At 72.2% G+C, this 22,844-nt stretch carries 17 protein-coding genes; 9 read left to right on the top strand and 8 right to left on the bottom strand.

Annotated features, from left to right (window positions below; translation table 11 throughout):
• Nucleotides 1–6 precede the first annotated feature (6 nt).
• From WME83_RS34955 to WME83_RS34945, 3 genes are all read right to left on the bottom strand, one after another.
• Entirely contained in the window at nt 7–468 is a 462-nt protein-coding gene (locus WME83_RS34955) for a PaaI family thioesterase (protein WP_437314038.1), read from the bottom strand.
• A 126-nt stretch (nt 469–594) separates the two neighbouring features.
• The gene (locus WME83_RS34950; RefSeq protein ID WP_437314037.1) at nt 595–2,139 is read right to left on the bottom strand and encodes an alpha/beta hydrolase; all 1,545 of its coding nucleotides are present in this window, start codon (nt 2,137–2,139) and stop codon (nt 595–597) included.
• 98 nt (nt 2,140–2,237) lie between these two features.
• Entirely contained in the window at nt 2,238–3,173 is a 936-nt protein-coding gene (locus WME83_RS34945; RefSeq protein WP_437314036.1) for a LysR family transcriptional regulator, read from the bottom strand.
• Nucleotides 3,174–3,284: 111 nt separating this feature from the next.
• Here WME83_RS34945 and WME83_RS34940 point away from each other — a divergent pair, with 111 nt between their 5' ends.
• The 3 genes from WME83_RS34940 to WME83_RS34930 all read left to right on the top strand — a co-directional run bounded on the left by WME83_RS34940 (nt 3,285) and on the right by WME83_RS34930 (nt 5,398).
• Nucleotides 3,285–4,016 carry an SDR family NAD(P)-dependent oxidoreductase gene (locus tag WME83_RS34940; RefSeq protein WP_437314035.1) on the top strand — a complete coding sequence of 244 codons (732 nt, stop codon included), beginning with the start codon at nt 3,285–3,287 and terminating at the stop codon, nt 4,014–4,016.
• Entirely contained in the window at nt 4,006–4,323 is a 318-nt protein-coding gene (locus WME83_RS34935; RefSeq protein WP_437314034.1) for a DUF1330 domain-containing protein, read from the top strand. Before WME83_RS34940 ends, WME83_RS34935 begins: the two co-directional genes overlap by 11 nt.
• 163 nt (nt 4,324–4,486) lie before the next feature.
• Nucleotides 4,487–5,398 carry a glutathione S-transferase family protein gene (locus tag WME83_RS34930; RefSeq protein WP_437314033.1) on the top strand — a complete coding sequence of 304 codons (912 nt, stop codon included), beginning with the start codon at nt 4,487–4,489 and terminating at the stop codon, nt 5,396–5,398.
• Here WME83_RS34930 and WME83_RS34925 read toward each other — a convergent pair.
• Nucleotides 5,316–6,818, bottom strand: coding sequence for a phosphatidylglycerol lysyltransferase domain-containing protein (locus WME83_RS34925; RefSeq protein WP_437314032.1), 1,503 nt, complete (start codon nt 6,816–6,818; stop codon nt 5,316–5,318). The genes WME83_RS34930 and WME83_RS34925 overlap by 83 nt on opposite strands.
• A gap of 315 nt (nt 6,819–7,133) precedes the next feature.
• Between WME83_RS34925 and WME83_RS34920 the strand changes: the two genes are divergently transcribed.
• From WME83_RS34920 to WME83_RS34910, 3 genes are all read left to right on the top strand, one after another.
• Nucleotides 7,134–9,023: a DUF4215 domain-containing protein gene (locus WME83_RS34920; protein ID WP_437314031.1), complete on the top strand. Its 1,890-nt coding sequence runs from the start codon at nt 7,134–7,136 to the stop codon at nt 9,021–9,023.
• 166 nt (nt 9,024–9,189) lie between these two features.
• Nucleotides 9,190–9,924, top strand: a complete 735-nt coding sequence (locus tag WME83_RS34915; protein WP_437314030.1) for a hypothetical protein — start codon at nt 9,190–9,192, stop codon at nt 9,922–9,924.
• A gap of 464 nt (nt 9,925–10,388) precedes the next feature.
• Nucleotides 10,389–13,955 carry a LamG-like jellyroll fold domain-containing protein gene (locus WME83_RS34910; protein WP_437314029.1) on the top strand — a complete coding sequence of 1,189 codons (3,567 nt, stop codon included), beginning with the start codon at nt 10,389–10,391 and terminating at the stop codon, nt 13,953–13,955.
• 184 nt (nt 13,956–14,139) lie between these two features.
• Here the strand turns inward: WME83_RS34910 and WME83_RS34905 are convergent, their stop codons facing one another.
• The 4 genes from WME83_RS34905 to WME83_RS34890 form a co-directional block, all read right to left on the bottom strand.
• Nucleotides 14,140–15,600: a peptidoglycan-binding domain-containing protein gene (locus tag WME83_RS34905; protein ID WP_437314028.1), complete on the bottom strand. Its 1,461-nt coding sequence runs from the start codon at nt 15,598–15,600 to the stop codon at nt 14,140–14,142.
• 174 nt (nt 15,601–15,774) lie between these two features.
• Entirely contained in the window at nt 15,775–17,289 is a 1,515-nt protein-coding gene (locus WME83_RS34900; RefSeq protein ID WP_437314027.1) for a flavin-containing monooxygenase, read from the bottom strand.
• Nucleotides 17,290–17,521: 232 nt separating this feature from the next.
• A complete protein-coding gene (gene lepB, locus WME83_RS34895) occupies nt 17,522–19,048 on the bottom strand; it encodes a signal peptidase I (RefSeq protein WP_437314026.1) in 1,527 nt (508 codons plus the stop codon).
• 64 nt (nt 19,049–19,112) lie between these two features.
• A complete protein-coding gene (locus WME83_RS34890; protein WP_437314025.1) occupies nt 19,113–19,802 on the bottom strand; it encodes a hypothetical protein in 690 nt (229 codons plus the stop codon).
• 206 nt (nt 19,803–20,008) lie between these two features.
• Between WME83_RS34890 and WME83_RS34885 the strand changes: the two genes are divergently transcribed.
• The 3 genes from WME83_RS34885 to WME83_RS34875 are packed head-to-tail and all read left to right on the top strand — an operon-like array spanning nt 20,009 to nt 22,243.
• Nucleotides 20,009–20,761, top strand: coding sequence for a RibD family protein (locus WME83_RS34885; protein WP_437314024.1), 753 nt, complete (start codon nt 20,009–20,011; stop codon nt 20,759–20,761).
• Complete coding sequence (locus WME83_RS34880) at nt 20,745–21,830, top strand: zinc-dependent alcohol dehydrogenase (RefSeq protein WP_437314023.1); 1,086 nt, start codon at nt 20,745–20,747, stop codon at nt 21,828–21,830. Before WME83_RS34885 ends, WME83_RS34880 begins: the two co-directional genes overlap by 17 nt.
• Before the next feature lie 14 nt (nt 21,831–21,844).
• Nucleotides 21,845–22,243 carry a 6-pyruvoyl trahydropterin synthase family protein gene (locus tag WME83_RS34875; RefSeq protein WP_437314022.1) on the top strand — a complete coding sequence of 133 codons (399 nt, stop codon included), beginning with the start codon at nt 21,845–21,847 and terminating at the stop codon, nt 22,241–22,243.
• The last annotated feature ends 601 nt before the right edge of the window (nt 22,244–22,844 follow it).

The following is a 22,844-nucleotide window of genomic DNA, read 5'->3' as shown; positions in this document are numbered from 1 at the left end:
ACCGCGTCAGCCGGGCGTGCCGGCGCGCTGCCCGGCGAGCACCGCGTCCGGCTCCAGCACGAGCAGGCGCACGCGCCCCGTGGCGCAGAGCCGGCCCTGCTCGTCGTGGACCGAGCCCTCCCAGACCTGGGTGCGCCGCCCGCGGTCGAGCGGCCGCGCCTCGGCGCGGAGCCGCCCCGACCGGACCGCGCGCAAAAAGCTCGTGTGGTTCTCCAGCCCGACGACCGAGCGGCCGTCCGGCAGGGCGTGGAGCGCGGCGCCGACCGACGCGAGCGTCTCGATGATCCCCGCGTGGACGCCGCCGTGCACGATGCCGTAGGCCTGCCGGTGCTGCGGTCCGACGTCGAGCTCGGCCTCGACCCCGTCGCCCGTCGCGCGGACGAGCCTGAGCCCCATGGCGCTGACCCAGCCGTCGATGTTCGCGGCGTTGAACGCCGCGGCGAAATCCTCGGGGTTCCCTCCGGCCATGGAGACAGCCTAGTCGATCGTCGGCCGAAGACGACACCGGATCCGTTCAGACGCTCGACGCGCCGATGGCGCTCGGGCCCGACTCCGGTGCTCCGCCGACGTCGCTGCCGCGAGCGGCGAACGGCTTCAGTCGAGCTCGTCCGGGCACGCGGCGCCAGGCGGCGGCTTCGCGCTGAGCAGGTAGCGCTGCACGCGATCGACCACGCACGGCGATGCGGTGAACGCGATATGCCCGTCTCCCTCGTAGGTGAGGAGCGCGCTGTGCTCGATCTGGCTCGCGACGGCGACGACCCCTTCGTAGGGCGCATACGGATTGTAGCGGCTGCCGACGACCAGGATCGGCGGCGTGCCCCGCACGCTCGAGCGGGCGTGAGCGTCGACCGGAGCGATGGGCCAGCCGATGCAGGCGCTCATGGCCTCCCACGCCTCGGTGGCGCCGCGCGTGAGCGGGGCGATCGCGGTCACGGCGTCGATCCTGGCCTTCAGCTCCTCGTGGCCAGAGACCTGCGGCGAGAGGTCCAGGCAGGTGGCTGCCCGGTAGGGACCATAGAAGCTGTCGCCCCAGGTGTACGCATAGAGCGAGGCGAGCGCCTCTGTATTTCCCTGCAGCGCCTCCTGGATGGCGCTCGCGTAGACGCCCCAGCCGAAGAACTCGATGGGGCCGACCTCCAGGCCGTTCATCAGCATGAACGCCGCGTCCTCACCGCGGGCCGATCCGTGGGCATCCGGGAGCGGCGCCGGCCGCCCGTCGAGCCGCTCGAGGACGGCGGCGTACGCCGCGGCGGCGTCCTGGCCCTGGAGCGCGCAGCCGTTCGTCTCTGGATCGTCGCACCAGGCGGCGAAGCGGTGCAGCTCCTGCTCCACCGCGGCCGCCTGCGTGGAGACCATCTCGCCCATGGGCTGGCTCGCGTCGAGCGGGCTATCGACCACCATGGCCCGGATGCGCTGGGGATACAGCGCGGCATAGGTCAGGGCCACGCGGTCGAAGGACGTCCACGCGATCCAGCTGATGGTCTCTTCGCCGAGCGCGTCGCGGACGGCTTCCATGTCACGGGCGTGGCTCGCGACGTCCATGTGAGCCACCAGATCGCCGTGCGCCAGGCACCCCTCGGCGTACGCGCGATTGCTCGCCACGAGCGCTTCGTACTCGGCCTCGTTCTGTGGAAACAGGCTCACCGCGGTGTCGTGGGCGGGGGCATCGCATCGCAGGATCGTCCCGCGCGGGACGCCTGGCTGCTCCTCGCCCAGCACCAGGCCCCCGCCGCGCGGGGTGACGCCCACGATATCGAAGGACCTGAGGAGGTCAGGCGCCGCTGCGCCGAGGAAACCGACGCCCGGTGACGCCACCATGGCGGCCGCGGCGACGCCTGGACCCGGCGTGAAGAAGAGCGTGCCGACCCGGGACGCCGGGTCCGCGGCGGGATGGCGCGCGATCGCCAGCGCGATCGTGTCGCCCTGCGGCTCGGCCCAGTCCACGGGCACGTCGAGCGTCGCGCACTGCTGGGCGCCGTCCTGGCCGCACGGCTGCCAGCTCAACGCGGCGCCCGCGGACGAGTCCTGCGGCTGGCTGGCGCACCCCGCGACGGCGAGCGCGACCCAGGGCGAGCTGCCGAGGCCGACGGACCTCTCGAAGAGCAGCCCCCGACGGCTTGGTGAGGGAGATTTTTTCATAGGCAGTCACCTCGCGGGCTCTCTCGAGGGAAGCCGGCGCCCCGCCGGTCCCGAGCCCACGGGTCTGTGCCCTCATCGGGCCGGAGTGTTCGAAGGTTTCAGCCCTTCCTCCGCCGGCGCCGCGCCTCCCCGGCCGACGCCGTCGCCCCGGCGCCGCGGCCGCCGCGCAGCAGCTCTTCCCAGAGCGCCTGCGCGACGACGCCGTGCGGGCGGTCACGGCGACGCATCACGAACAGCTCCATGACGTCGACCTCGAACTCGGGCACCTCCAGCCTCACCAGCTCGCCCCTCGCGAGCGCGTCGGCGGCCACGTGCTCGGGGAGCCCGCCCCAGCCCATGCCCGCGAGGATGACCTCCTTCTTCGCCGCGACGTCGGTCACGGTCCAGCGCAGGCCGCCCTCCAGCACGTTCACGGACGGCGAGGCGCTCCCTTGCGCGCTGTCGCGCAGGATGATCTGCGCGTGCGCCCGCAGCAGCGCCGGCGGGATCGGCGCGCCGCAGGTGGCCACCGGGTGATCGAAGCGCGCCACGGGGAGCACCCGCACGTCGCAGAAGCGCGCGAGCTCCACCTCGGACGCGTCGATCGCGAGCCTCGTGGCGACGGCGAGATCGGCGCGGTGCTCGCGCAGCGCGTCGGCGGCGCCCGAGAGCCGCTCGGTGCCGAGCTCGATGCGCACCAGCGGATAACGCGCCTGCACCCCGCGGAAGACTCCCATGATCGGCCCGAGCGGCGTCACCGCGTCGACGGCGAGCCGCACGATCGGCTCCACCTTGCCCGAGAGCCGCGCGCCGAAGCTCCGCAGCGCCTCGGTGCTCTCGACGACCGCCGCCGCGCGCTCGCGGAACAAGCGGCCGGCGTCGGTGAGCGTGGCGCGGTACGCCCGGCGATCGAACAGCTCGACCCCCAGCTCGCTCTCCAGGTTGCGCACCAGCTTGCTCACCGCCGGCTGGGACTTGTGCAGCCGCGCGGAGGCGGCGCTGAACGAGCCCTCGACCGCGACGGCGAGGAAGGCGGCGAGCTGATCGTAGGTCATGGCGGGGCGCGCAGAGTCCAGAACCAGAGGTTATGAAGTCCATAGAAACATACCACTTTCTTGGTCGGAGGGTCGGTCGTAGGTTCTCGACCAGAAGGGAGCGAAACTCCAATGGGAACCCGAATCGATCGCGTCATCATCACAGGCGCCAGCAGCGGTATCGGCCTCGATCTCGCGAGGCGCTTTCTGGCCGAGGGCTCGAGCCTCGTCGTGAACGGGCGCGATCCGGAGAAGCTCGACCAGGCGCGGCGCAGCCTGGACGGCGGCGCGCGCGTCGTCGCCGTGCCGGGTCACGTGGGCGAGCGGGCCACGGCGCTGGCGGTCGTCGCCGCCGCGCGGGAGCACTTCGGCGGCGTGGACGTGCTGATCAACAACGCCGGGATCTTCGGCGTGAAGCCGTTCCTCGAGACCACGGAGGAGGACCTCGACCGGTTCTTCGCCACCAACGTCAAAGGGACGTTCCTGATGACGCACGCCGCGGTGCCGCTGATGATCGAGGGCGGCGGAGGCTCGATCATCAATGTGGGCACGGTGCTCGTCCAGCAGGCCATGGCGGCGATGCCGGCCTCGGCCGCCATGGCCAGCAAGGGCGGCGTCCACGCGCTCACCGTCTCGCTCGCGGCCGAGCTCGCGCGCCACAACATCCGCGTGAACACGCTGGCGCCCGGCATCATCCGTACGCCGCTCATCGGCGACGAGGGGGCCTCGATGGCCTCGATCCACCCGCTCGGGCGGATCGGCGAGGTGCGGGACACGACGGAGGCAGCGCTGTTCCTGGCCAGAGCCGGCTTCGTGACCGGCACGACGCTCGACGTGGATGGAGGCTATTCCCATGGGCGCTGAGGGCCGAGAGCACGTGCTCCTGATGGGGCTGGAGGTGACGGACGAGGCGGCCTACGCCAGCTACCGCGCCCGCATGACGCCGATCCTTTCGTCCTACGGCGGCGCCTTCGGTCACGATTTCGTCGTGGCGCGCGTGCTGAAGGGGGATGCGCGCATCAACCGCGTCTTCACGCTCGTGTTCCCCGACCGCGCGACGCGGGAGCGGTTCTTCGCCGACGCGCAATACCGCGCGGTGCGCGCCGAGCTCTTCGAGAAAGCGGTCGCGGCGGCGCTCGTCCTCGGCGAGCTCGAAGCCGCGGTGGCGTGAGCCGTCCCGTCCGCCGCGATGAGTGATGGTGAGGATGGCAGCGGCTCAGGCAGAGGACCTCCGGCTACCTCGCGGTGATCGCAAGATCCTCCAAGAACGGCGCGCGGCGCGCTCCCTACGATGAGCGCCGACCCGAGGAGGTCGCCCGTCAGCGAGGTGTTTCATGGCCGAGATCATCCTTCATCACTATTCCCTCTCGCTCTTCGCCGAGAAGATCCGCCGGATCCTGGCGTACAAGAAGATCGCGTGGCGCTCGGTCGAACAGCCGATGATGGCGCCGAAGCCGGAGCTGACGCCGCTCACCGGGGGTTACCGGCGGATCCCCGTCTTGCAGATCGGCGCGGACATCTACTGCGACACGGCGTGCATCGCGCGGCGCCTGGAGCAGCTCAGGCCGGAGCCTGCCTGTTTACCGCCCGGCCAGGCCGGGCTCGCCGGGCTGATCGAGGACTGGGCGGACCACCGGCTCACGCCGCAGATCGTGCCGCCGGTGGTCGTCGACCTGTTTCCTGCCCTGCCGCCCGGCATCCTCGTGGATCGCGCGGCGATGTCGCCGGCGCTCAGCAAGGAGGCGATCTTCGCGGCGGCGCCGCACGCGCTGAGCCAGGCGCTCCTGTCGCTCGACCGCCTGGACGGCCAGCTCCGCGGCCGGCCTTTCCTGCTGGGCGACGCGTTCTCGATCGCGGACGCGGCGTGCTTCCACCCGGTCTGGTTCATGAAGCAGAGCGCGAGGCTGTTCGCGGCCGTCGAGGCGCGGCCGGCGCTCGCGGCGTGGCTCGCGCGCATCGAGGCCTTCGGGCCGGGCGACGCGCGGCCGATGAGCGCCGCCGAGGCGCTCGCGATCGCCCGCGCGTCCGAGCCGGCCGACGTCGCCGGCGGCGAGACGGCGGCAGGAGAGGGCCTCCGGCCGGGAGACGCGGTGGCGATCGCGGCCGATGATTACGGTCCAGAGGAGAGCCGGGGCGTCGTGGCGCGGATCTCGGCCGCCGAGATCACGATTCTGCGTCACGACCCGGAGGTGGGGGAGATCGCGTTGCACTTCCCGCGCGCCGGATATCGCATCCGGCAGCGGTGAGCCGCGCCGAGCCGCCGTCGCGGGCCGCGTCGAACACCGCGCGCCCCGATTCCATCTCCGGCCGGACGAGCCGCTTCGGCCTGTGCATCCGCGCGCTCCACAGCAGCACCGCCGCGACCGCCGGCGCCGCGACCGCCACGCCCACGACCGCGAGCTCGAACGCCCCCCGCGCCCGCGGCAGGTTGAACAGCAACGCTTGCGCCAGCGTCAGCGCCGCGTCGCAGGTCACCAGCCCAGCCAGCACCAGAGAGAGCGTCTGCCCGTGCCGCTGGCTCAGCCGCAGCATGGCCGGCGCGAGGCACACGTCGAACGCCACCCACGCCCACTTCACGGAGGGTGACGGGAACCATCGCTCCGCGGGAGCGAGCGCGAGCAGCGCGGTCCACGGAACGAGCAGCCAGCCGAGCACCTCGAAGACCACGGCCGGCCCGCGCAGCAGCGTCGCGAGCCCGAAGCGCAAGAGACCTCCGCGCGCGAACGCCGCGAGCGCGTCATAGATGGCCACGAGCCCGCGGCCGCCGGGCGGGTACACCAGGTAGATCGGGGCCCAGCTGTCGGGCCGCAGCTTCGCCTTGAACGCGTAAAGGCCCTCGAAGTCGTAGAGACGAGCCCCGAGCCGCTGCGCCGCGCGCAACCCGCGCCGCACAGGCCCGGCGAGCGGCGCGAGGCCGAGCGTGACATACAGGCACTCCTCCGCCGCGGCGGTGCGCATCGCGTGATCCACGAGCATCTCGGTGGTGCCGTTCGGCGCCGACGGGTCGCGCAGCAGGTCCTCCAGAAAGAGGCCGCGCCGCGCGTACACCGGCACCGCCGCGAGGAAGCCGACCACCGCGCCTCCGGCCTCCGCCACGACGTAGCGCCGCTCGCCGGCGAACGAGAACGGCTCCAGCTGCACGAGGAATCCCATGGGCGCCATCGGCCGCGAGGAGGCCCAGCGCGCCATGAGCCGCTCCACGTCGCGCCGCAGCGGGCTCTCGGCGTCCTCGATCTCGCCGGGGCTCACCGCGCGCGCGACCACGCCCTTCGCGCGCGCGCGCCGGAGCTGCTCGCGCAGCCTCCGGCTCGACCGGAGGACGTCGCCCCAGCGCGCCGGATCCCACACCGGCTGCTCCCCGATGAGCATCGCGCTCCACGGGACCCTCTCGGAGAACCGCGCCTCCGCGCCGAAGAGGCACGCGCGCCGCCCCGCCGTCGCGGCCGCCTCCACGAACGCCCGCGCGACCTCGACCAGCCGCTCGGCCGCCGCGATCGGGGCGCCGGCCGCGACCCACGCGCCGCCGGTGTCGACATAGGCCACGCAGGCGTCATCGCCATGGAACCAATACCGAAAGTCGGACTCCAGGGTCTGGAACGAGGTCGCGTTCCACCCGTGGCGTTTGAGCAACGCGAGGACGCGCTCGCGGTCGGGGCCATGGTTCATCGGCGGCACGGTCCGGCCGAGCATAGCGCAGGGGCGCTCCGGTGCGCGCAGCGCGGTTCGAGGCAGCCGCGTCGCTAAGCCACGCAGGAGTCCAGCGGCAAAGGGCCTGATCGACAGCGCGCTTCGCGATCCGCCCTTGTAGAAAAGCGACGCTGTCTCGGTATTTGTCCACGCGCCGAAGGCGTATCCTCACGCCCACGATCGCGCGGGCGGCGGCTCGGCGCACGAGGGGCTCGAGTTCAGGGCAACCGCGTGAAAGACTGCCGCGCGCTTCGCGCATCTCGAGCGATCGCGGGCGACCGAAAGGAGCAGGTCATGCGTCCTCGTGCTTCGTGCTTTGGTTCGACGATCTTCATCGCGGGCTGCCTCGCCGTCGCGGCGAGCTGCTCTGCAGCCGGCGAGGGCAAGACGGGCACGCCCGGCGGCGGCGGCCCCGGGGATGGCCCCGGCGCCGGCGGCGATCTCGGCGACGGCGACATCGGCGACGGCGACATCGGCGCGACGTTCCGTTGCGGTGACGGTGTCCTGACCTCGGACGAAGCCTGCGACGACCGCAATCTCCAGAGCGGGGACGGCTGTACCGAGGATTGCCTCTCGGTCGAGCTGGGCTGGTCGTGCCCGATCGCCGGCGCTGCCTGCTCCCGCATCGCCCGCTGCGGGGACGGCGCCGTGGTGTTTCCGGAGCTCTGCGACGACGCCAATACGGCTGCGGGCGACGGCTGCTCGCCGACCTGCAAGGTGGAAGTGGGCTACAAATGCGACGGCAGCCCGAGCGCCTGCGCGGCGACGACCTGCGGCGATCGCGCCCAGGAGGGTGCCGAGAGCTGCGAGGACGGCAACACGACGCCGTTCGACGGCTGCTCCTCGACGTGCCAGGCCGAGCCCGACTGCTCCGCGGGCAGCTGCGTTTCCCGCTGCGGAGACGGCCTCGTGCTCGCGGAGGACTGCGACGACGGCAACAACATCGACGGCGACGGGTGCTCCGCGGCGTGCACGATGGAGCCGGGTTATGAGTGCGCCGTGCCCCAGCCTTCCGGATCCATGGCCGTGCCGGTGGTGTTCCGCGACTTCCGGGCGGCCCACCCTGACTTCGAGCCGAACGGTCCAGGCCGGAGCGCGCCGGTCTTCGGCATGGTCGCGAACCGGCTCGACGCGGAGAAGAAGCCTGCGTACGCGGCCGCGGCGAACAGCCAGGTGACGAGCGCGCAGAGCTTCGCCGACTGGTACCACGACGTGCCTGGCACCAACAGCACCACGGTCACCACCCTCACGCTGTGGGACATCGGAGATGGCCGCTTCGTGAACCGCTGGGGCGAGGACGGCGCGCCGTGGACGCTGCTGTCGCCGGAGAGCGCGCACTATTGCGGCAACGTGGGCAACGAGGTGGACGGGGAGCGCTGCACCTCGTCGACCGAGAACACGGCGGCCTGCGGCGACATCCACGGCCCCGACTTCCACAGCTGCGAGGAGCGGGGCGGGGTCTACTGGGCGAGGTACGTGGACGCCACGTACGACGGGAATCCGCTGTTCTTCCCCGTCGACGAAGATCGGTTCACCCCGGCGGCCGAGCGCGTCCCCGCCGATATCTTCCCGAGCTACGGGGACGGGAGCTGGCTGAAAGAGGAAGGCACCCCGGACCATAACTTCCACTTCACGAGCGAGATTCGCTACTGGTTCCAGTACACGGCGGGCGAGCCATACGTGCTCGACTTCACCGGCGACGACGACGTGTGGGTGTTCATCAACGATCGTCTCGCGGTCGACGTCGGGGGCATCCACAGCGCGGTCACCGGGCACCTCGTCATCGGCGCCGACGGGACAGGGAGGGTGACCTACGCCGGGGGCGAGGACGACGTCATCCCGGCGCGGAACGTCGACCTCGGCCTCGCGGACGGCGGCGTCTACCAGATCGCCGTGTTCCACGCCGAGCGCCAGACGGCGGCGTCGACGTTCAAGCTCACGCTGCAGGGCTTCGCGACGGCGCGCAGCGAGTGCAGGCCGATCTGCGGCGACGGCGTCGTCGGCCTGGGCGAGCAGTGCGACGACGGCGTGAACGACGGCGGCTACGGCGAGTGCGGGCCGGACTGCCAGCTCGGCGAGTACTGCGGCGACGGCACCGTCCAGGGCCCCGAGGAGTGCGACGACGGCAACAACCGCGACGGCGACGACTGCGGCAGCGGCTGCCGCAACCTCATCCCCCGCTGAGCCGGCGCGCGCCCGCGCGCGTCGCCCGGGGAGCGCGTCCCCCGCGAGCGCGCGCGGGCGGTCGCGCGTGCGGTCGGGAGCGACCGCTCCGAGGGCGGCCGATCGCCGACAGCGTGCGCACATCTCCCACGCAGCGCGGAGGGCGCCTTTGCGCTACGACTGCGGGATGTTCGGTCCCGGGCATCCTCAGGTTCGTCCCCAGCAGCCGCCTTATTACCCTCCCCAGCAGCAGCCGCCTTATTACCCGCCTCCGCCGCCCCCGCCGCAGCGCCCGAAGCCGGGCGTGTCGCCGATCGTGATCGTGCTCGCGGTCCTGGGCGGGTTGTTCGCGCTCGGCGTCGGCGCCCTCGCCGTGATCGGCGGCGTGCTGTACGTGGTGGCGAGCGCGGAGCCCGAGAGCGCGGAGCCCGAGAGCGCCGTCGGCGAGCCCGCGCTCGCCGGCGCGACGACCGCGGGCGGCGCCTCGCCCGTGCGGCCCGTGCCGCCCGCGTCGACGAACACCCCGCTGCGCCCGGACGTGGAGGCCGACGAGGCGGCGGGCGCTGACCCGGCAAGCGGCGGCGACGGCGCCCCCGAGGTGCCGTCGCCCGCGGGTGACGATGGGGCGGGCGACGCGCCCTCGCCGGCCGGAGCGCGGACGCCCACCGCCCCGAACGCGGGGGCCGCGAAGGAAGGGTCGAACAGCGGGAGCGCGGCGGGCGGGACGTCCTGGTGGTGCACGGCGAGCGCGTCCGTGCGCGTCTGCGGCTTCGCGGGCGCCTGCAACTATCAGATGGTGTTCGGCAACGGCATGGGGAACGACCGCTTCATGGCGTCGCAGCAAGCCAAGCGCTCGTGCGAGTCGAGCGCGCGCGCGAAGGGCGCCTCGGCCATCTGCGTCGTGCAGTGCAGCCCTCGCTGACGCGGGGCCCGAGCTCGTACACATCGCCTGGAGAGGTGTAGGCGGCGGAGCGTATGCCGAGCTCGCTCGGCGCCCTCCTGGCGAGCAACTTGCCCCGGAAATCGACGTCGACGCTCCCGTCGACACGGACGCGGCGGTCTCGATCGCCGCGGCGGTCGACGATCCCGACGAGGATGCGCCCGGTGCGCAGGCGAGCGCGGCGGTGTTTCTGGCCAAACCGGCGAGAATAGCACCGGGCTCGCAGCTCGCCAGCGAGGAGCGCTCGCGTTCGGTTACCAGATCGCGACACGGCCCTTCGCGCTGTCGCATCTTGTCGCTGTTCGGTACCGATATACGCGTGTTACTCCTTCGTGCGTTCGCGCTTATGCGGGCTTGAGCCAGACAGGCTCGCTCGCCAAACGCGCTCGGGAGAAGCAATGACACAGCGATCATCGAATCAGGGCCGTGAACGGCGCGCGGCACGCGTGCGCTCACTCGCGTCGGGCGGAGCGACCCGCGCCTCTATCCTTCTGCTCGCGGCGACGGCGTTTTCCGGGTGCGCCTTTGAAGGGGGCGAGCTCGACGAGGAGACGGACGAGGCCCAGCTCGAGGCGGAAGTCTGCAGCAGCCCGTTCGTGTGCGCGCTGGAGCAGACCAACGTCGGCCAGCCGTTCAACCCGTGGAGCGCGCCGGTCGAGAACTTCGGCCAGCTGTGCACCTACCAGCCGGCCAGCGGCTGGACAGCCGGCGACACGAGCTTCACCAACACGTACGGTGAGCTCGTCAAGGCGAACTTCGGCGCCGGCGGCCTGTTCCCGGGCGCGATGCACCCCGGACGCCGCATGGCGACCGGGCGGCTCGACGGTCCGCTGTGGTCCTCGCAGAACAACGGCGGTTCGGTCGAGGTGAGCGGCATCAAGCTGGCCGACGGCAGCGTCGGCTCGACGACCGCGCTGCACTACACCAAGCCCGAGGTCGAGGCCGCGATCCGGAAGGTGCTGGCCGACGGACAGGCGCAGTTCGCTCCGAACACGCTGATCGAGTGGAGCGACGTGCAGAAGACGTCGGAGAAGTCGCTGACCTGGAAGCTCTCGTTCGACTGGATCACGAAGGCGCTCGGGCTCACCGTCGGTACGGACGGCAAGACCGTGGTCAAGCAGAACACGACGGACCTCCTGCTGCGTGTCTCCCAGGACTTCTTCCACGTCTCCGTGCCTCAGCCGAACCGGAACACGTTCTTCAACGGCCTCACGGCCAGCGACCTGAACAACGCCCAGATCAGCATCAACAACCCGTTGACGTACCTCTCGCGGGTGACCTACGGCCGGCTGATCTACGCCCGCCTGCACAGCGCCCACCAGGAGCGCTACGTCAAGGCGGCGCTGACCGCCGCGCTCACCTACGCCAAGCAGCAGCAGCAGCAGCAGCCGTCGCAGTTCAACGCGAACAGCGTGGGGAGCAACACCTCGACATCGCTGGCGAGCGGCTCGCAGGTGAAGCTCGACGCGGGGCTGGGCCTCACCTACGAGCAGAAGAAGACGCTCGACGAGACGTCGCTCACGCTCTGGGAGGTCGGCGGCGGCACGTCGACCCCGATCAACGCGACGACCTTCCTCGAGGCGGTGCTGAACGGGACCGCGATCACGACCGCCAACGTGAACCCGCAGCCCATCGTCTACTCGATGGAGCATTTCCTGAGCAACCAGAACCTGCGGTACTCCACGCCCGCCGACTTCCACGACCAGCGCTGCGAGCCGGTGGGGCGGCACAACATCGTGATCCGCTTCCATCACCTGTTCGTGGACGAGAACGGCGACGGCGACACAAAGAGCGACGTGCGCGCGTGGGCCCGGGTGTTCGACGCGAAGACCGGCGTCAAGCTGATGGACGGCGGGATCACGCAGTCTCGCGTCGGCGACGACCACACGTTCGGGTACAACTACAACCTCTACCTCAACGACCAGCCCCTGTCGGAGAACCCGGCGTACAGGATCATCGTCGACGCCGAGGAGCAGGACACGTTCACCTGGAAGCAGGTGGCGGAGGGCTCGACGCAGTGGCGCTGGAACGGGGTGAGCGACCTCGTCAGCAACAACACGCCGGGCAGCGCCGCGTTCACCGCCCTCGGCGGCATGTGGAGCAACGCCCAGAACCAGGCGGCGAACCCGGGCGAGGCGCTCATGATCGAGACCGGCGCCGGGAGCAACACGAACCTCAACGTGGAGCTCTACTACTCCGTGATCCGCAACGACCAGGGTCGTTGTCCGGCCGGCTACAAGTGGAGCGGCATCGGCTGCACGCAGCCGGCGCTGTGGCTGAACGAGACGCCGCCGCTCTTCAAGCTGCCTGGCGGCGGGCTCGGCAGCAAGACGGTCGACGCCTGCGTGGCCGACGATCTCGTGATCAACAACAACGCCCTCTACTACGTCGCCGACAAGCTGCAGGCGTACAGGGACACGTACTCGATGAGCGTCACCGAGCTCGACGGCGCCACCTTGCAGCCCACCGGCCAGCTCTCGCGCTCGCAGTCGTTCGTGATGCGGCAGGAGCCGTCGTTCGCCGCGGTGGGCGCGTTCAGCGTGCGAAACTGGCTGAGCTCGTTCGGAGCGTCGATGAAGGCCGGGCGCGTCTACAAGCTCACGTCCGACAAGGCGGTGGGTGAGTACTTCGCCCGCGCGCTGCCGGTCGGAACGAACTTCACCGTCGACGAGACCCCCGGCGTGACGCAGGGCGGCGTCACCGTGATCTCGCTGCCGGCCACCTCGCCGCTCACGCTCGACGCGGGGGCGGTATGCAGCGACGACAAGAACTACACCATCACGGTGCTCAGCGCTTCCGGACAGCAGCTGTACAGGCGCACGCTCTCTCGCACGGAGGACCGCTCGTTCGACCTGCACCAGGCGATCCCCAATGTCCTGCCGGGAACGCAGTACGGCATCGAGATCACGAGCGGCGTGGGCAGCTCGACCACCACGCGGAAGACGCTCGTGATCGAAGGCTGCCCCGTCGGGACGAGCTGGAGCGGGCGCGATTGCCGCCCGGCGCAGACCAAGGCGCTCAAGAACGTGCCGAGCTCGTCGTGCATCCAGACGGCGCAGTCCACGGTCGGCTCCGTGCCCGTGCCGGCCTCGTGCTCGGAGCGGTACACCGGGCTCGTGATCATGGACATGCCGGACGGCACGGCTCAGATCAAGTCCAGCGCGGGGCTCTGCTTCGAGACGAGCACGCTCGGCACCGTGCGCCTGGCCGCCTGCGCCGAGACGCCGCGACAGAAGTTCACGGCCATCCCGCAGGCCGGCTTCATCCAGCTGCAGCAGGGCGCCTCCTGCCTGTCGTTCGGCGGCGTGACCCCGGGGCAGATCGACATGGGGAGCTGCAATCCGTCGTACGCGCCGAGCCAGATCACCCTCGTCGATCCCGTCCTCTACGCGAGCGATTACCTGACGTCCTGGTACAACGGCGAATCGTACAACGATCAGATCGCCGCGGGCCAGGCGGCTCCGCAGGGCAATACCGCCCTCGCCACCGGGCGCTGCGGCAACGCGTACACGCTCGACGGCGACAACGACTACATGAACCTCACGAACGGCGCGAGCATCGCGCCCGGAACGAACGACTTCACGCTCTCCGTCTGGGTGAAGACGACCACGAGCTCTGCGGCGATCATCGACAACTTCTACAGCTACGGCATGCGGCTCTCGGTGGACAGCGGCGTCCCGCTGTTCATCATGAACGGCGGCAGCTCGAGCACCCTGCAGCTTCGGGGCACGTCCGCCGTGTCGAACGGCCAGTGGCATCACCTCGTCGTCAGCGTGGATCGGGACAACCCGCAGGGAGCCAAGCTGTACGTGGACGGCGTGCTCCAGGCCACGGCCGATCCCACGGCGCACACGCTTGCGCTCAACGGCTCCGCGCAGTGGACCGTCGGGACGCAGTACTACTTCCCGGCGCCGAACCGGCCGCACATCCTCGGGCAGATCGACGACCTGAAGGTGTTCAGCGCTGCGCTCGACGCGAGCGCGGTGCGCGCCGCGGAGGTCTGCGCGCTCTGAGACAGACCGCATGAGGGAACGATGAAGCCCCCGGCGCCCCGGCGCCCGGGGGCTTCATCGCGTGAGGACGTCGCGTGAGGCGGCAATTTCTCTTGCAAAATCAGCGGATTGCACGCCAGCAAAGACTTCTTGCACGGTCGCGCTCCGGCGAAGGAGAAGTCGCCACACCCAGCCCCGCCAGAGACTAGCCTTTGAGGGTCGCGCCGTTGATGTGCGCGGCGAGATCGGCGTACTTCATGCGAAACCGGCCGCCGAGCTCGGGGACCGGCGCGCGGGGCGGGGGGCCCTGGCAGCTGTCCGACCCCACGGGGTTGCGCAGGATGACCGAGGCGGGCGCGCCGTCGGCCCCGCGCTCGATCTTCTCGGCCACGACCCAGTGATAGCCGCCGTCCCATTTCAGGAGGACGGGCACCTTCTCGCCGCGCTCCATCGCCGCGGCGACGTCGGCGGCGACGGACGCGCCGCTGCGCAGGAGAGACGAGACGCTCGTGTAGCTGCCGCCCATGATGTCCTGGAACAGGCTCGTGAAATTGCCGAGCGGGACGCGCGAGTCGCCCCCCAGGGCGGCCCAGAACGAGTCGTTGTCTTCGGGGTTGTCGTAATCGAAGATCCAGCTCATCGCGGTCGCGTGGTTCATGAGCGCGGATTGCAGCAGCCGGTCGATGTCGACCCGGCCCGAGGCGTCGCGCAGGATCGCGTTGCGCGGCATCCTGAGCGCGCGGCCCGAGCGGAGCGTCACCTCGCGCGCCTCCCGCGTGATCCCGTCGAGGATCCGCACGAACTCGGCCGGATCGACGCGCAGCAGGACGTACTCCATCGTCCCCGCGCCGCAGGTGCCGTGACACGCGCCCTGCTTGACGCGCAGCGGGTTGTCCACGTGCCGGATCGCCTGCGCGAGCACGAGGTGCGGATCGATGCCGCCCTCGAGCACGAGCTTCGGATCGCGCTGGACGCCCGCCATCGTCGCCAGGTTCGGCAGGAGCGCCCCCGTGTGCAGCCGGCCCGCCGCGAGGAGCCTGTCGAGCGCGGCCAGCGCGGGCGCGTCGCCCCGGAGCCCGCGCCGGACCTCGTCGAGGCGCGCGCTCCGATCGGCGGCGAGCGCGCCGGCGGCGGCGGCCGCGGGCCGGTCGCCGACGGAGTCCACGGCGGGCGGCGGCGAGTCCGGATCCGGCTCGGCCCCGGGCACCACCTTTGGGAGCTTGTCCGCATCGGTGAAATAGCCCTGATCGTTGCGCGAGGGCCCGGCGGTCGCCTGGACCGCGGGCGACTCGCGGCCGAGCGCCGCCACCTGATCGGGGCTGAGCCCCGCGGCCTTGGCCATGGCCTCTTCGAGCGCCAGCGCACGCCGGGGCGCGAGGCGCGCAAGGCGTCGATCGAGGGCGGCGATCGTCGCGGCGTCGACGATGCCCGTCTGCGGCAGGCCCTCCGCGGCTTGCAGCGCGACGATGGCCTCGCGCGTCTTCAGCCCGAAGGAGCCGTCGGCCGTCATCCGTTCGCCGCTCGCGGCGAGCGCCTCCTGCAAGGCGCGCACGCCGTCGCCGCGCGCCCCCTCCGCGAGCGTCGCCGCGCCCGCCGCGATCGATCTCAACACCTCGTTCGCCGCGAGCTCGGGGGCGCCGAGCCCCGTGTTCCCGTTGTCGCCCATGGTCCCCTCCGGCAATCGCCCGACGCGCTGGTTCCGTCCCAGGATACTACGCCGCGCCCGTCGATGGCACGCGCCAGGCGGAGGCGTAGCCGACATCGTCGCTCATCGTGTCATGACCGACGCGGGGAGCGGGCGTCGCGGGGCCAGCGAGGCTCGAGCGGCGCGCGCCTCGGCTCAAGCCTCCGCGTGCGGAGGGCGCGCCGCGCTCGCGACATCGCGGCGCGGCGGCCGACCCTCCCTGGAGAAGGTCATGGCGCCGTCCTCCACCGGGCCGAGCGTCATCGCGAGCCGATCGAGCACGTAGTTCTGGCGGAAGTACCACGGCGCCTTCGAGCCCTGCTTGGGCAGGTGGTCCGCCGAGCGCTGCACGTAGCCCGACCTCAGGCCGAGCAGCGGCCGGGGATCGAGGTCGGATTCGTCAGGGCGGGGCAAGCACTGCCGGTAGCCGTGGCGATCCATGTGGTTTAGCAGCCGACAGACGTACATCGAGGCCAGCTCCGCGCGGAGCGTCCACGAGGCGTTGGTGTAGCCGACGCAGAACGCGAAGTTCGGGACGCCGCCCAGCATCAACCCCTTGTAGATGAACGCCCGCCCGGGCTCGAGGACGTCGCCGTCGACGTCGATGCGGATGCCGCCGCAGAACAGGAGCTCCAGGCCCGTCGCGGTCACGATGATGTCCGCCTTGAGCTCCTCGCCCGACTCGAGCAGGACGCCGTCGTTCGTGAAGGTCCGGACGCGGTCGGTGACCACCGAGGCGCGCCCCTCCTTCACCGCGCGGAAGAGGTCGCCGTCGGGCACGAGGCAGAGGCGCTGATCCCACGGGTCGTAGCGAGGGTTGAAGTGCGTATCGATGTCGAAGTCGGGCGGCAGGTGCCGGGCGACGCCGCTGCGGAGCATCCGCCTGGCGAGCCGCGGCGCGCGTTGACAGACCTGGTAGACGAGCAGGCTGAGCGCGACGTTCTTCCAGCGGGCGACGCAGTGGGCGATCCGCTCCGGCAGGTGCTCGCGGATCGCGTTCGCGATCGGGTCCTCCGAGGGCAACGAGGCGATGTAGCTCGGTGAGCGCTGGAGCATCGTCACGTGCGCTGCATCTGCGGCCATCGCGGGCACCAGCGTCACGGCCGTGGCGCCGCTGCCGATGACCACGACGCGCTTACCCCGGTAATCGAGATCTTGCGGCCAGTGTTGAGGGTGCACCAGCCGTCCCTGAAAGTCGTCGGAGCCGGGGAAGGTGGGCGTATAGCCGCGCTCGTAACGATAGTAGCCGCTGCAGACGTACAGGAAGTCGCAGGAGTAGCGGACGCGCTCCTCGCCTGGGCCGACGTCCACCTCGACGGTCCAGCGCGTGTGCTCCGAGGACCACGACGCGGATCGAACCCGATGATCGAACCGGATGTGCCGGTCGATGCCGAACTCCCGCGCCGTATCGCGCACGTACTCGCGGATCGACGGCCCGTCCGCGATCGTCTTGGCCTCCCTCCAGGGGTGGAAGGAATAGCCGAGCGTGAACATGTCGGAGTCCGAGCGGATCCCGGGATAGCGGAACAGGTCCCAGGTGCCGCCGATGGCGCTGCGCCCCTCGAGGATCGCGTACCGCTTGCCGGGGCAGCGCGTCTGGAGGTGATAGCCGGCCCCGATGCCGGAGAGGCCGGCGCCTACGATCAGGACGTCGAAGTGCTCGATGGACATGCTGCGTTCTCTAGGGTCGAGCGCCGTGGCGCTCCAGGACCCGAGCATAGCCTGGCGAACCATGGCTGTGCTCGGCGCCACGCGCGGATTTCGGCGCGGCGCGACGGCGACGAGGCGCGCCGCTGGCCGCCGTCGGGCGGCCGATCCGGAGGGGCTGCCGCGGCGCCGTTGCCGCGAGCTCAGCGCGCTCGACGCGGGCGAGGCGCCCCGGCGTGTGCGCCCGGCGACATCTCTATCGCACCGGGAGGCCGATGCGGTCCCAGCGGCTCAGGCCGTTCGTGTCGATGGAGAAGTAGATCACGGCGGCGATCCCTTCGATGGCCTCGACGGGCACGGGGCCGAAATGCCGCGAGTCGTAGGAGTTGTCCCGGTTGTCGCCGAGGACGTAGACGCTCCCGCGAGGCACCTTCGCGTCGATTGAAGCGCTCGGCGCGGGGCCCGAAGCGCTCGGCGCGGGGCCCGAAGCGCTCGGCGCGGGGCCCGGAGCGCTCGGCGCGGGGCCCGGAGCGCTCGGCGCGGGGCCGCCGGGGGGGCGCAAGACCGGATAGCGCCGCTCGCCGAGGGTCTCTTGCCACAGCTCATAAGGATGCCCGCCGTCTCCCGGGATGACGTGCTCTGCGCCGACGAGCTCCGAAGGCACCTGGCGCCCGTTGATCCGTAGACCCCCAGCGTCGATCTGAACGCGATCTCCGCCGGTCGCGATGATCCGTTTGATGAAGCGCTGGCGCGGGTCTGCCGGGGAGCGGAACACGATGACGTCGCCCCGGCCGGCCCGCTCGCCAGGCCTGTCTTTCAGCACGAAGAGGTGGTCGCCCGGCATCACGGTCGGGCTCATGCTCCCGGAAGGCACCTTGAAGGACTCGATCACATGCCGCCGCACGGCGAGCGGCGTGGCCACGGCGAGCGCGGCGTCCGTCGCGATCTTGACCCTCATGACGAGGCCGTCGGGAGGAGCGGCCACGATCTCGAGCGGCTCCAGGCCCGCCGCCCCGTCCTGCCGGGCCGTGGCCAGCGCCTCGGCGAGCCGCGCCCCCGCGAGCGACGCGTCGGAGCGACCGGGGGACGATAGCCTCGCCTCCAGGTGATCGGTCACGGTCGCGACGAGCTCGATCGCGGCGTCGGCGGGCCCGAGGTCGGCGACCGCCGCGGCGCCGCTGCGGGAGAGCGCCTGGTCGAGCCGCCGCGCGAGCGCCACGTTTGCGCCTGGCCCGTCAGCGAGGGCGCGCGGCGTCGCGACGCGCACGCCGCCGCGGGGCAGCGCGACGATCTCGAGCGGACCGGCGCGAAGCCTGCCTCCGTCCGGCTCGGCTTCGAGGAGGCAGCCCACGTCCTCGATCGTGAGCGAGCCCAGGATGTCGGCGCGGATCTCCGCTGGCTCGGCGACGGCGATCTGGACGCGCGAGATGCTCTTCTCGACGTCCACGCCGCACCGCTCGGCGTCCCATCCGACCACGGCGCCGATGTTGCCGGCGGGCAGCGCCTTCGGGTCGATCTGCGCGAGCAAACGCGTCCGGGCAGGCGCCCGCTCGGCGAACGTTCGCCGGTCTTCCACCGGATGGGGCTCCGCCGGCGTGGTCGGCGCCGGTCCGAGCGCCGCGCTCGATCCGGGCGCGCTGCCGGCGCAGCCTGCGAGGAGATGGACCGCCGCGAGGACGGACGCGAGCATGGACGAGCCGCAAAGGCGGCGAGCGCAGGGCGCCTCGATGGGCGTGGGGCTCGCCTCGCGACTCCAGCGCTCCTCGGCATCGAATGTCCGCATGGGTCCAGGATAACCTGCTTGGGATCCTGTTCTGTCAGGGAAGATCGCCTGGGAGCGCTGGGCGCTAGCGCCCCGCGGGCGGGGCAGCGCGAAGGAAGGCGCGCATGTGGAAGCGGCGTTGATCGTCGGGGTAGATGTGCTCCTGCCCGACCGGGCACGCGCGGCGCGACAGGCACCCTGCGGCCATGCACGCCCCGGCTGGCTGGGCGTCGAGGTGGCCGACGCAGGCGGCGACGTCATAGCTGCCGGGCGAGAAGGCGGAGACCGGGCAGGCGCGCAGACAGGGCTTGTCGGCGCAGGACGCGCAGGGGCTCGGCAGGTCCTCGCGCGGCGGGAGCGACAGCCGCTCGGCGAAGACGAGCGCGGCGCGATACCCGTGCCAGAGGCCGAACCGCGGGTGGATGAGGATGCCGAGGGGCGACGGGTACACCGGCTCGGCCCGCTGCGCCCAGCGCTGGAAAGGCCAGTACGGAGGGCCGGTGAACGGGAACAGCGGGGCCGCGCCGAGCTCCGCGGCGAGCGCGGAGACCACCGCGGAGGTCCAGTCGTCGAGCGCGAGATCGGGCGCTTGCTCGCGGGCGCCCGAGAACGCGCGCCACATGGAGGGGCCTGCATTGCCGAGCAGGACGAGCGTCCCGGCGGGGAGATCTCCGGCCGCGGGGACGCCGTCGCCCTCGCAGGGGTGGAATCCGCCGCGCAGCGGGATGCCCGCGCGGTCGCAGCGCGCCGAGAGATCTGGCCAGCCGATGGGCATCGGGGCTCGCTTAGGGCGCCAGGACCGGCGCGGCAAGCGAGCGACGGCGACGGCGCGGGCGCCCTCCTCGCCTGATCAGGCGTTCTGTTCTACAGTGGCGCCGTGGTCCGGAGGCTCGATGGCCGGCTCGGGACGAGGGCGTCGTCCCCCAACGCCCTCGCGGCGAGCGCGTTCGGCCGCGCCGGGTGTCCGCCCGCGAGCGCGCCATGAGCCTCCCGCGCCCGCTGGTCACGCTCCACTTCGCCCAGACGCTCGACGGCCGCATCGCGGCCCCCAACGAGCGCGTCGAGCTCAGCACGCCCGCCGGGATCGAGCACGCCCACCGGGCGCGCGCGGATCACGACGCGGTGCTCGTCGGGATCCGCACCGTTGTCATCGACGATCCCCTGCTGACGGTGCGCGCGTGCGAGGGGCCGCAGCCGATGCGCGTCGTGCTGGCGAGCGCCCTCGGCGTGCCGGAGGGGGCGCGCCTCTTGCGATTGTCGTCGACGACGTCGACCACGTCGACGACGTCGACCACGTCCACCACCACCAACGGCACCGGCACCGCGAGAGCGCAGCCGGCCGGCGGGCGCGTGGTCGTCGTCGGCGCGGCGGGCCGCGCGCTGGACGGCGCGCGCGCGCGCCTCGAGGAGCGCGGCGCAGCGGTGATCGTCGTGCCCGCGGACGAGAACGGCCGCGTCTCGCTGCCGCACGCGCTCGCCGAGCTCCACGCGCGCGGCGTGCGGCGGCTGCTCGTCGAGGGGGGCGCCGCCGTGCTCACGTCCTTCCTGCGCGCGCGGCTCGCGGATCGCGCCGAGGTCGAGATCGCGCCGCGCCTGCTCGGCGATACGGCGATCCCCGCGGTCGGCGCCCTCGGAGAGGCGCCGCTCGCGTCGGCGATCGACCTGCGCGAGCCGGCGGTCGAGCTCCTGGGGGGCAACCTGCTCTTGCGAGGCGACGTTGCCTATCCCGACTGATCCTCCGTCGGCGGCCGCGCCGCCCGCAGGCTCCGCGCCGCCGGAAGCGCCCGCGCCGCTCGCGGGGCCCGCCCGGGAGCTCTGGTTCGTCCGCCCCGGCGTCGTCGAGGTGCGCGCCGGCGACCCGCCGCGCGCGCCGCGGGCCGGCGAGGTCGTGGCGCGCGCGGTCGCCTCGGGCGTGAGCCAGGGGACGGAGCTCCTCCTCTTCCGCGGCGAGGGGCCGACGCCGTTCGATCCGTCGCTCGACGCGCCGGGCGCGCCGACCTACCCGCGCCGCTACGGCTACGCGTGGGTGGGCGAGGTCGTCGCCCGCGGCGAGGGCGCGGCGCTCGGGCTGGGCGATCGCGTCTTCGCGCTCGCGCCGCACGGCGATCTGCACCTGTTCGGGCCGGGCGCGGCGCGCGCGCTGCCCCGCTCGATCCCGGGCGAGCGCGCGGTGCTGGCCGCGAACCTCGAGACGGCGATCACGTGCGTGTGGGACGCGGCGGTGGGGCTCGGGGACGCCGTGGTGGTGCTCGGCGGCGGCGTCGTCGGGCTGCTCGTCGTGGCGCTCGCGCGGCGCGCCGGGGCCGAGGTCCGCCTGGTCGAGCCGAGCGAGCGGCGCCGCCGCGCCGGCCTCGCGCTCGGCGCCGCCGCGGCGATCCGGCCGGAAGACGACCGCCCGCGCGGCGACGCCGACGTCGTGATCGCCGCGACGGGCGACCCGGGCGAGCTCGACCGCGCGATCGCGCACGCGGCGCGCGAGGCGACGGTGACGGTCGCGTCGTTCTACGGGGCGCGGACGAGCCCGGTCGCGCTCGGCGCGGAGTTCCACCGCCGCCGGCTGCGCCTGCGCGCGAGCCAGGTCTCGACCATCCCGCCCGAGCGCGCGCCCCGCTGGGACCACGCGCGGCGCTTCGCGCTGGTGCGCGCCCTGCTGGAGGACGCCGCGCTCGACGCGCTGCTCGACCCGCCCGTCCCGTTCGACGCCGCCCCGTCGGTGTACGTCGAGCTCGCCGCCGCGCCCGGGGCGAGGCTGCAGACGGTCTTCCAGTACGGATCGCGATCGGCTACGCGAGGGGCAACCTAACGAAGGGGCCTCCCATGTTCCTCCTCGGCGTCAGCGATCACGTGATGATCGCGCACAGCTTCTCCGATCCGTTCTTCGGCCCGGCGACCCGGCTCCACGGCGCGACGTACGCCGTCGAGGTCGAGATCCGCGCGAAGGCGCTCGGCCCGCACCACGTGGTGATGGACATCGGCGCGCTGCACGCGTCGCTGCGCCGGGCGCTGGACACGATCGACTACCAGAACCTCGACGAGCACCCGGCCTTCCCCGGGCGCACCTCCACGACCGAGCGCGTGGCCGAGCACGTGGCCGGCCTGCTCGCCGCGGACATCGCGAAGCTCGCCGCGGACGAGGCGCCTTGCCCGGGCGCGACGCTGCGGGTGCTCGTCCGCGAGTCTCCGACCGCGTACGCGGGCTTCGAGCGCGACCTCTAGGCTCCGTCGGACGAGCTGCTGCGCCGTCCGGACGGTCGGCCGAGCCCGCTCGCGGACCTGCAGCTCCCCTCGCTTGGGCTCCCCGACCTCAGGCCGTTCGCGACGCCCGGCCGGCAGCGCCGAGCGTGAGCCCGGCGAGACGCGCGCGCCTGTCCGGCCGAGGCCGAGCGGCCAGCTGCTCGGCGCCTGCTCCGGCGCTCGCGCGGGAGCAGGGCAGTCGCCTTCGCCTCCATAACAAGGCGGAGACCCGCTTATTCCTCTGACGAGCGATCTTCATCAAGGCGCCATGTAGCCTGGCGGGGCGCGCCCGGTGGACACCCGCGGTGTCTCGCGACGCGCGATCGCGATCCCACAATTCGTCACCACGCCCGGAACCCGGCACCCCCCTGTTCCGTCTTGTGGGCCACAAAGGCGCGGCACATCAGGGCGACCCGCGCGGGGTTGGATCGATTTTTGTATTCATGTTGCATCAGCAACTCGATGTGAGAACGCGACCGAGCCCGCTCCGCCGCGTCCTCGTGACGTCGAAGGGCCGCTGTACCGGATGGCCCGACGAGCGCTCGCGCAGGACCGCGGACGACGGCGCTCGGGGACGCGCGCA

Origin of the sequence: Sorangium sp. So ce385, assembly GCF_051474135.1 — a bacterium.
GTDB classification, from domain to species: domain Bacteria; phylum Myxococcota_A; class Polyangia; order Polyangiales; family Polyangiaceae; genus Sorangium; species Sorangium cellulosum_D.
This window is presented reverse-complemented; position numbering and strand designations above follow the sequence as displayed.